This window comes from Furfurilactobacillus siliginis, assembly GCF_001437435.1.
Taxonomy (GTDB): Bacteria; Bacillota; Bacilli; order Lactobacillales; family Lactobacillaceae; genus Furfurilactobacillus; species Furfurilactobacillus siliginis.
Genome location: NZ_JQCB01000018.1, coordinates 17604 through 27068 on the forward strand (window position 1 = coordinate 17604; position 9465 = coordinate 27068).

Sequence of the window (9465 nt, forward strand, 5' to 3'; positions counted from 1 at the left end):
AAAACGAACTTGCTAATAACCTGGCGCTGGGGGACAAAGCCCCCTCCTCTTGCCTGAGGCATACTACTAGTTAAGGGGTTCGGCGATAAACTTACTCAGCCGTGTCACCGCTGACTCTAAGACTGTTTGACTAGCAGCGTATGACAAACGCAAGTAGCCTTCACCACCTGGTCCAAAGAAACTGCCTGGAATCACGGCTAAATGTGCCTTTTCAGCTAATTGTAATGCATAAGCGTAATCATCTTGGTTTACTGTATCAGGAATTTTTGCAAACACATAAAAGGCACCATTTGGCGCAGCAGTTTCAAATCCAAGTGTATTCAGCGCTTGCACCAGGTAGTCACGGCGAGTGCGATATGCCTGTTTCATTTCAGCAATATCCGCGTCTCCATTAGTTAGCGCCTCTACCGCGGCGGCCATCATTGGGGTTGGGGCAGCCGTTACCAATGCCCCATGTAATTTAGCAATCTGTGCTGTTAGTGCTGCCGGTGCAGCTAAATACCCAATCCGATAACCGGTCATCGCAAAGGATTTGGACACACCGTTGATAACAATTGTCCGTTCAGGTAAAAATTCTGCCATCGAGACATGTTCATGATCATATGCGAGCTCACAGTAGATTTCATCAGCTAACACCAGTAACTTATGTTGTCGAATAACATCGGCCAACACTTGTAATTCTGATTTTGTATATGTGACACCAGTGGGATTGGTCGGATAATTCAGCACGACCATTTTAGCAAACGGATGCGCCGCCAATGCCGCTGTTAACCGTTCTGGCGTCAGTACATAGTTATCATCCGCCGTGTTGATCAAGACTGGGGTCGCACCATTTAACTGTGCCACCGCCATGTACAATGGAAAAATCGGGGTCGGGATTAGCACTTCATCCCCTGCACCCAAAATAGTCCCCATCGCAGCGCTAATTGCTTCAGTTGCACCAATTGTCGTCAGGATTTCTGTATCCGGATCGTAGGTAACATGATTTAATTTCGCCAAATAGGTCGCAATTGCCTGCCGCAGTTCTGGTAAGCCAGCAGCTGGTCCATAATGCGAGGCATTGTTATTAATAGCCGCGATGGTGGCCTGTTTAACGTGTTCAGGGGCGTTAAAATCTGGTTCGCCTAACGTCAATTTCAGAATGTCAGGAATATCACTCACCTGGCTATCAAATTTCCTGATTGCCGACGGAACCACTTGCTCAAAGGACGCCCGGACCAATCCGGCTAATTCAGGTTCAAGTTTTGGCATGTAAGCAGCTCACTTTCTAGTTTATAAAATAGGTGATAACAAGCGGGAAAAAATCTGTTTAAACTTGCGCCAATACGATTGTTGTTCAAAGTCATCATAAGTTGTTAATTGACTGACCCGCATATCGGATTCAAATAATTTAGCTAATTCGGTCGTTAATTTAGGATCATATAAAAAGGCATTAATTTCAAAATTCAGTTTAAAACTACGAAAATCAAGATTGGCGGAACCTACCGAAGCGACACCGTCATCTACGACCATTGTCTTCGCATGCAAAAAACCATTTTGATATTTAAAAATCTTCACGCCTACCCGTGCCAGCTGCTTGGCATAGTACTCTGTAGCACGATAAACAAACGGATGATCCGGTTTGCTTGGAATCATAATACGTACATCCACACCACTACCAACGGCCACCCGCAGCGCATCTAGAATTGAATCATCCGGAATTAAGTACGGTGACTGAATCCAAAGCCGCTTCTGCGCTGAATTGATGAGTCGTAAGTACCCCATCTTAATCTGCTCGCGATCAGAATCAGGACCAGATGACACGATTTGCATATTCGTGTCACCTTTTACCTTAGTAATGTGGAAAAATTCATTCGTTACATTCAGTGGTTTGAGACGGCTAGTGGCATTCCAATCACGGATAAACCGTGACTGCAGTCCATAAATTCCGGCACCAACGATTCGCAGATGCGTATCACGCCAGTAACCAAACTTCTTTTTTCGGCCAAGATACTGATCACCAATGTTAAAGCCACCGGTGTACCCGATTGCCCCATCGATGACGACAATTTTTCTGTGGTCACGAAAGTTCAGTCGGAAATCTGCCCAGGCACTACGCGTTTGCAGAAAGGGATACGCTTCTCCACCAGCAGCACGTAATGGATCATAGAATCGTGGCTGAACCCCTAACGAGCCCCATGAATCATACAGCACACGAACAGCGACACCTTCTTGTGCCTTACGAATCAACAGTTGTAGCAAATCGTTTCCAATTTCATCGTTATAAATCGTATAAAACTCAATGTGGATAGTCTGTTTCGCACGTTCAATATCCTCAAATAAGTTATGAAATAATGCCTTCCCATCGCTAATCACATGAACGCGGTTATTGCGTGTTAAAAACGCTTGGTCTGATTCAATGAATAAATTAACTGTCCCTAAGGCCTGCGCAGTCACACTGTCCGCCTCGTTTCGCTCCGACGATAGCTCAGCACGCTGCAAGGCTAATCGCTCATCCAACTGCAATTGTTCCTGCTCTTGAATTTGAAATAAGCGATTTTTAGGTAAGCGTCGGCCTACGAAGGCGTACGCAATAAAGCCGACGATTGGTAAAAACACCAACACTAGCAGCCATGCCCAGGTTGCTGAAATATCGCGTGGTTCACGGAATACCGTCACAAACGCTAGCACCGCATTTAAATAGACAATCGTTTCAAAAATAATATGTGCCCAGTTCATGGAGTTCCTCCATTATAAAAAATGTTATTTTTATCTTACTCAATTTTAACCTTTGAGGCGAGGCTTTTAGGCAAAAAACCGTCGTCACATGCCAATTCTTGCCAATAATCGTCGTTTGTACATCGCACCTGCAGTTGACGTATAATAAGCCAATGCATTTTTCAAGGAGGCGACACATTTGCAAACAGTACTATTTTTAGGCTTTCACGGATTAGGCCCAGTTCGTTTACTACACCGTGGTTTTAATGCTGATCCGCGCAGTGGCATGATTATTCTATTAATTTTAGTCATCATCGTCGCGATCTACTTACATCGCCGACGGTAATTTAAAGTCAGCCATGAAGCTAGCATCCCACTGTTCTTGTGTCTTGACCTGTTTACCAAAACCATCTATTAAAGCATGCAGTTCCTGATATTCATCCCAAGACAAGCCGGCATCTAGTTCAACAACCTTTTGAAAAGCACGGTAACTTTTAGGAACAGTTACCCCTAGCCAACTAAATTGACGTCGCGCATACGTGTCCGCAATAAATAACGGTTTATGAAAGCCATAAAGCATGATGTCATCAGCGGTTTCATTACCAAGGCCACGCACAGCCATCAGTTCTGACTGAAGTGTTAGACGATCTAGCGCGGCAATTTCATCTAAGTCATCGTGATGACCGCCCACCCAATTTGCCGCAGCGATTAGGTAAGTAGCTTTGGTCTGATATAAACCGGCTTTCTTAATGACTTGCGCCAACGCTTCCGGATCATATTGGCGGATAACTGTAGGATCGTTGCTCGTGGCAGCTAGTAAGTCACGTGCAGCAGCATCGGCATTGTTTGCACTGGCATTTTGAATCAAAATTGCTGTCCACATCACTTGTAATGGTGATTGTGCCCACAAAGCGCCAACTGTCATCCAGTTTTGTGGGCCAAGATTTGTTTCTAACTGGTTATATAATGATTGCAAATTCATACGTACGCTCCATATTTTTACTTTTCAGTCTATTCTACCCCACCACGAAAGGATTTCGGTTATGCAACCCCTACAGATTCGCACAGCAACATTAGCAGATTACCCAAGTCTTGAAAAAATCTATCTAGAGGCACGCCGCGAATCCTTTCCGTGGGTCATCAATCCGCAGTTAACTGATTTTGAACGTGACAGTCATCATGAAACCATTCTTGTGGCACTGCAAAACAATCAGGCGGTTGGCTTCCTGTCTTTTTATCGGCTAGCCAACTTCATTCATCTACTATTTGTCGATCCTAACCACCAGCATGAGCATGTCGGCACCCAGTTAATTACTGCAATCAGACAAGTCGCCACCGGTCCCTTGCAACTGAAAGTTGTCACAGAAAACGAAGCCGCTCAAAAGTTCTATGCTCAGTTAGGCTTTCGAGAAATCAAACGCGATCTGTTGGCGCGCCCAACAAACATTACATTAGAAGACACTGCATTAGCGCATTATCCATTTTTAGGGAAACGAAAATAGAATAACTAGAAGAGACGTGTTTGAGACATTAATTACCTTGTCCCAGACACTTTTTTGATTTATGAGTTTAAATAGCGTTACACGAATAAAATTTTCTGTTTTTTAGTGAATCATTGTGTTACTGTATATAACAGTTTGATATATAACTAAATGATACAAGAAAGGCCTTATCAATTTATGTACACATTATTTGTACTTGGCGAGCTTTTAGATAATCCATTAAGCGGTTATCAATTACGTGACATTCTCGGCTACGTCATTGGTACCCGCGTCAAAGTCAGTTGGGGAAATATTTATCCACTTTTAGATAAATTATCGACTAGCGGTGATATCACTTTGACTGCTGTAGCCGATGAAAATACGCATCCGCAAAAACTTGCTACGATTACCGAACAAGGGATTCAACATTTTCGTGAACTAATGTCCGCACCAATTAAACCCGGAAAAAATGAAGAGTTGGAATATGTTTTCAAATTGGATAACCTGCACCATGTCAGCACTGACCAGGCTATTGGCGTTCTAACAAATTTCATCGACTACCAAAAGGAAATTCAGGCAGTCGCCGAGCACGCGATTACGAGCATTAATGGTAATGAACACATTCAGCCAACAGATCAATTCACTTCGAGTTCACTGAATCGCTATCGTGTCGGACAAGCCGTTGCCGCCATCGCCTGGGCCCAAGCTTTGCAAAAAGAGCTCGCGGCGGGCGTCCTCACAAAACTAAGATCTAAGGAGTCTTTATAAATGAAACAACACACTATTTCCCCGACCGTTCGTCACTGGCTGGCACTAGTTGCCGTCTGTTTAGGGGTCTTCATGGCATTATTAGACGTCACCGTCGTCAATGTGGCTTTGCCAACCATTCAGCACGACTTTAACGAAACGTTCAATGATCTGCAATGGATCATCAACGCGTATACGATGATGTACGCTGTCTTCCTATTGGTCGTTGCCAAACTAGGTGACCGCTTTGGCCGTAAACGTTTCTTTCAAATTGGCATGTTTGTTTTTACCATTGGGTCACTTGCTTCAGCCTTTGCGCAAACAGGCTTTCAGTTAAACGTTTTTCGTGGTGTTCAAGGGATCGGTGGTGCTGCCATGATGAGTCTCTCAATGGCCATCGTTGCAGTCACCTTTACCGGTAAGGAACGCGGCATTGCCCTAGGTATTTGGAGTTCAGTAGTTGGTTTAGCAACAGCTATCGGACCGTTGTTCGGTGGCGTTCTAGTACAACTATTTTCATGGCGGGCGATTTTTTTAATGAACTTACCAATTGGTTTAATTGCTTTAATCATCGGTTATCTTTTTATTGATGAAAGTTACGGCAATCAGCATGGCAAGCTAGATCTACCAGGTATCTTCATCAGTACCGCAGCACTATTCTGCATTATTTTAGGGCTACTGCAAAAAGAAAATCACGCACAATGGTCATGGTTAAATCCACATGTGGTTGGCTTGATTGGTTTGGGCATTCTCTTGCTGGCTGGTTTTATCTTCTTAGAACTACACGTTGCCCAGCCAATGATTGATATGCACATTTTCCGTTATCCAACCTTTGTCGGTGCTTCCATTGCGGCCTTTGGCTTAGGTGCCGGTTTGTATGCGTTCTACACCTATTTGACCGTTCTGATGCAAAATTACATCGGTTACTCGGCGATGGAAACTGGGCTACGTCAACTGACCATCAGTGTTTTCAGCCTCTTTTTGGGACCCGTTATTGGGATGCTGACGAATCGGTGGGGCAATCGCTGGCTGGCTGCTAGTGGACTAGTCTTCATTGCCTGTGGTCTCATGATTATTTATCGATCAATTTCACCAGATGTCACCTATGCTGACTTCGCCATTGGTTTTGTTTTCCTTGGGCTTGGTAATGCGACCGTGAACCCGCCACTATCGTCAGCAGCAATCAGCAATCTCGAACCACGCTACTTAGGTATGGCAAGTGGTATCGTCAACGTTTTCCGCCAATTCGGGATTAGCTTTGGGGTCGTTACACTGGGAATTCAGCTTAATAATGGTTACCGAGATTCAATTTTGCAGCACCTCCCAGCGGCAAAACTGCCAACCGCTGCCGTAGATGGCGTTCAAACTGGCTTACTGAAAGCAGGTCCTTTCTCTGGTCCTGCTGTTCTCCACAGTCCTCGGGCTGCACAGTTACAACAGCTCCCCGCCTTTAAAACGGTTCAATTAACGGTTACCCGTGCCTTTGACACCGGTTTTAAAAATGTTTTACTACTCGCAGCCGGATTCATTATTATCGGTGCAGTAGCTGCTGCATGTTTGATTCACGACGAACCATCAAAAAAGTAAGGTAAATAAAAATGGGTCTGGGACATAACTAATTATGTCTACAGGCCCATTGTTGTTTCTGATTTTCAATAGCGGAAACGTGCGCCAAAAATCAAGTCGCTGTGCAGAGGACGAACAGCCTACCGTATTAAAGACCAATCCGGTAGGTCGTTCTAGGTCTTGCTCGCTACTTCCTGACTTTTGCCTCACTCTCTTTTTTCTGTTAGTTTAATCCGTTTGGGTTATCAAATGTATTAACGATCCGACCATCAGCAAAGACGTAGAATGCACCTGTCTGTCCGCGCTGGCCTGACTGCATCGCAGTTTTTGAAAAGCCATCAAAGTTATATGCTAACTGACCGTTGATTGTTGAGGAACCAAGGTATGCATAAGCCGTATCACCGTTATTCGTCCCATACTGAGCGACTAAGGCGTTTAAAGCATCCGTCTGACTGTTGATTGCCACACTGTTAGAAGCTGTCTGTGCGTTGCTGTCAGCGTTTCCTGCAGCAGTTGAACTTGAGCCACTAGTTACGCTTGAGCTAGTCATTGAACTTTGTGAGCTGTTGGAATCGTTGGAAGCTGATTTAGCAGATGAAGGGGTAGCAGACGCTTTACTCGTCTGACTACTTCGCGTCGATTCACTTTCTTGGTGTTTATTAGAAGCATTATTGGACCCTGCCGAGCACCCAGCCAAAACGAACGCTGATAATGCAACTACCCCAAATTGAACAACCTTTTTCATGTGCCACATCCTCCAGAAATCCAGTACCAGTTAATTCGATTACTTAAATTATAATTTTAATGGCCCATCGGTTGCAAGCAGTTTCATCTACTTTAATGGATCCCAACTAGGTAGAATCGTTGGTTCAGTCTCTAAAACGGCGCGTTGTACATCAGTTAAATATTTCTTGTTTACAACCACTTCATACACATAATCCATCATCCATTGGTCAGTCATCACAAAGTATCCGTCAGCACCGTTATCCTTGCCCCAGGAATTTTCAACTTTCCATCGGCGTGGCGTTTCATCTACTAAATCGACACCAGTCAATGTCATTGCATGCGTCACTTCACCTTGACCAGTCAGTAATCGATCCGCTTTACTCATTTTACTGTCGACATCAAATAACTGATCAGTCTGGAATAGATCAGTGTCTAGGTAACCTGTCTTACGATCCATCTGTTGCAAAACATCATTACCAAACCAAACGGTCTCGCCATCCTTTAACTGCGCAATCGCCACATTTTTCAATACGTCCATCGGTTCATTTAAAAACTGAATTGGATTACCACTAGCGATATTATCCTGCGCTGGCATTGCGTATAACTGATTGTATGCCTTGTCCGGTGAATTAGAAACGACCACATAGTCATTAAAGTCTGCCGTAAAATATTTATCTAAAAAGGCTTTCGGCGTCAAACCACGATCAATGTGATAAGTCTTATCGTCATCCTTATATTCAAAGTCAAAATTGACTGGTGGTTCGCCAAAGGAATAGGCCGCCATTCGATAAACTTCAGTTAGCATTTGCTTCCGAGCGGACTCAACTTCCGCAGCAGTGGCACCATCGTTCACCAGTGACCGGAGTGTAACAGCATCTTTCCGTTCCTTAGCGTTCAATGCCCATTCAATTTCAGAACTGTCTTCAGTGTTGTGTACCTCGGGCATAACATAGCTAGGAACAACTCCATACTTTTGCACGAGTCCAGCTGCCATGTTCCACTGACCACCATCTGTTCCAGCCATACTCAATAAGAACTGGATATCACGGTCATCGATTGGACGACTAGCATACTCAATCATCTTCGTATAAAACGAGTTCGCACGCTCAACCCGATCCCAGAAAAACAGGTATGACTGCGACAACTCAAAGTCTTTAATTTTATATTGCGTCGCCATACTATGACGCAACGTATTTAGCGTAGCAAACAACCAACAACGGCCTGAATGCTTTTGATTAGAGACAGCCCCCGTATCTACTTCAACCGAAAAAGCACGATTGAGACGTGTTGCTGCATGGTTATCCCAGCTTGCAGCCTTAATACCGTTTTTGGTGACCGCACGTTCCAATACCTGTGCATTTGGTTGCTGTGCATAGGCTGTTCTTAATTCATTAATGGTTTCAGCATCTAGTGTTGCTGCCTGATTCATCTGTTCGCTCATCGATTTACCCCCAAAGTTTAGATAAAGTAAGTTTACACTTTAATGAGAAAATGTCTAATCCTCTTTAATCGCTTATAGACAAGGCGAGTGACCCTATTTAAACACCAATCCTGCTGTTTCTTCATCATTTATTTTTAATGTCTATACTAGTCCTATGACGATAATACCAAGCTTTAATCTCATTCGCTTTTATAATTAAATATATATTTGGTTATAAATACAATTATTAATGAGAAAAATGCAATTAAACACGAACTTTAATCAACATGTTTTCATTTTCAATCGTGTATAATGACTAAAAACAATTACTAAGGCTCACCGAAGGGAGTGATGCTCCGCGACCATTTATTGCTACAGTTATTCCCCCCGGCTTCGTTGCATGCACGCGGCTATGAATAGCTGTATTAATGATCCGGTCCATCTAATAACATCTCATTTATTTGTACCAGCATTTAAATGACGTAATACAAAAAGAACCACCCAAGACGAAATGCATTTCGTCTTGGGTGGTTCTTTTGACTAATTAATGCCGGATAGGTGACTTGAACACCTGACCCTCGGTTTACGATACCGATGCTCTACCAACTGAGCTAATCCGGCAATTTAGAACAGTAATAAGTATAACGAATTTTCAATCTATCAGCAACAGTTTAACCGTTTTTTTCTAATACAAATTACATTGGTAACGACTGTTTTTTAAAGCAATTAAATCTATTTCAAATATGTTCACTTAACTAAATCAATTTAGAACAAAAAAAGACACCATCATTTCTGACGGTGTCTTTTACATTGCATGGCGACGGCCTA

The 9465-nt window shown here is 43.4% G+C and carries 9 protein-coding genes and 1 tRNA gene; 4 read left to right on the forward strand and 6 right to left on the reverse strand.

What is annotated here, in order from left to right:
- Positions 1-66 precede the first annotated feature (66 nt).
- Entirely contained in the window at positions 67-1251 is a 1185-nt protein-coding gene (locus tag IV55_RS09200) for an aminotransferase class I/II-fold pyridoxal phosphate-dependent enzyme (protein ID WP_057811520.1), read from the reverse strand.
- Positions 1252-1272: 21 nt separating this feature from the next.
- Entirely contained in the window at positions 1273-2718 is a 1446-nt protein-coding gene (cls, locus tag IV55_RS09205) for a cardiolipin synthase (RefSeq protein ID WP_057811522.1), read from the reverse strand.
- A gap of 178 nt (positions 2719-2896) precedes the next feature.
- Here cls and IV55_RS10370 point away from each other — a divergent pair, with 178 nt between their 5' ends.
- Positions 2897-3043 (forward strand): hypothetical protein, encoded by a 147-nt coding sequence (locus IV55_RS10370; protein ID WP_157047469.1) that lies wholly within the window; start codon positions 2897-2899, stop codon positions 3041-3043.
- Here IV55_RS10370 and IV55_RS09210 read toward each other — a convergent pair.
- Positions 3026-3679, reverse strand: a complete 654-nt coding sequence (locus tag IV55_RS09210) for a hypothetical protein (protein WP_057811525.1) — start codon at positions 3677-3679, stop codon at positions 3026-3028. The two genes, IV55_RS10370 and IV55_RS09210, sit on opposite strands and share 18 nt — an antisense overlap.
- Before the next feature lie 61 nt (positions 3680-3740).
- Between IV55_RS09210 and IV55_RS09215 the strand changes: the two genes are divergently transcribed.
- The 3 genes from IV55_RS09215 (at position 3741) to IV55_RS09225 (ending at position 6512) form a co-directional block, all read left to right on the forward strand.
- Positions 3741-4199, forward strand: a complete 459-nt coding sequence (locus IV55_RS09215) for a GNAT family N-acetyltransferase (protein ID WP_057811526.1) — start codon at positions 3741-3743, stop codon at positions 4197-4199.
- 150 nt (positions 4200-4349) lie between these two features.
- Positions 4350-4946 (forward strand): PadR family transcriptional regulator, encoded by a 597-nt coding sequence (locus IV55_RS09220; RefSeq protein ID WP_083484011.1) that lies wholly within the window; start codon positions 4350-4352, stop codon positions 4944-4946.
- Positions 4947-6512: an MFS transporter gene (locus IV55_RS09225; protein ID WP_057811529.1), complete on the forward strand. Its 1566-nt coding sequence runs from the start codon at positions 4947-4949 to the stop codon at positions 6510-6512. It abuts the gene before it with no gap.
- A 202-nt stretch (positions 6513-6714) separates the two neighbouring features.
- On the opposite strand, the gene IV55_RS09230 is transcribed toward IV55_RS09225, so the two are convergent.
- The 3 genes from IV55_RS09230 to IV55_RS09240 form a co-directional block, all read right to left on the reverse strand.
- Positions 6715-7236: a hypothetical protein gene (locus IV55_RS09230; protein WP_057811531.1), complete on the reverse strand. Its 522-nt coding sequence runs from the start codon at positions 7234-7236 to the stop codon at positions 6715-6717.
- 87 nt (positions 7237-7323) lie between these two features.
- Positions 7324-8658 carry a C1 family peptidase gene (locus IV55_RS09235; RefSeq protein ID WP_057811538.1) on the reverse strand — a complete coding sequence of 445 codons (1335 nt, stop codon included), beginning with the start codon at positions 8656-8658 and terminating at the stop codon, positions 7324-7326.
- A gap of 527 nt (positions 8659-9185) precedes the next feature.
- Positions 9186-9258: transfer RNA gene (locus IV55_RS09240), tRNA-Thr, on the reverse strand.
- Positions 9259-9465 lie beyond the last annotated feature (207 nt).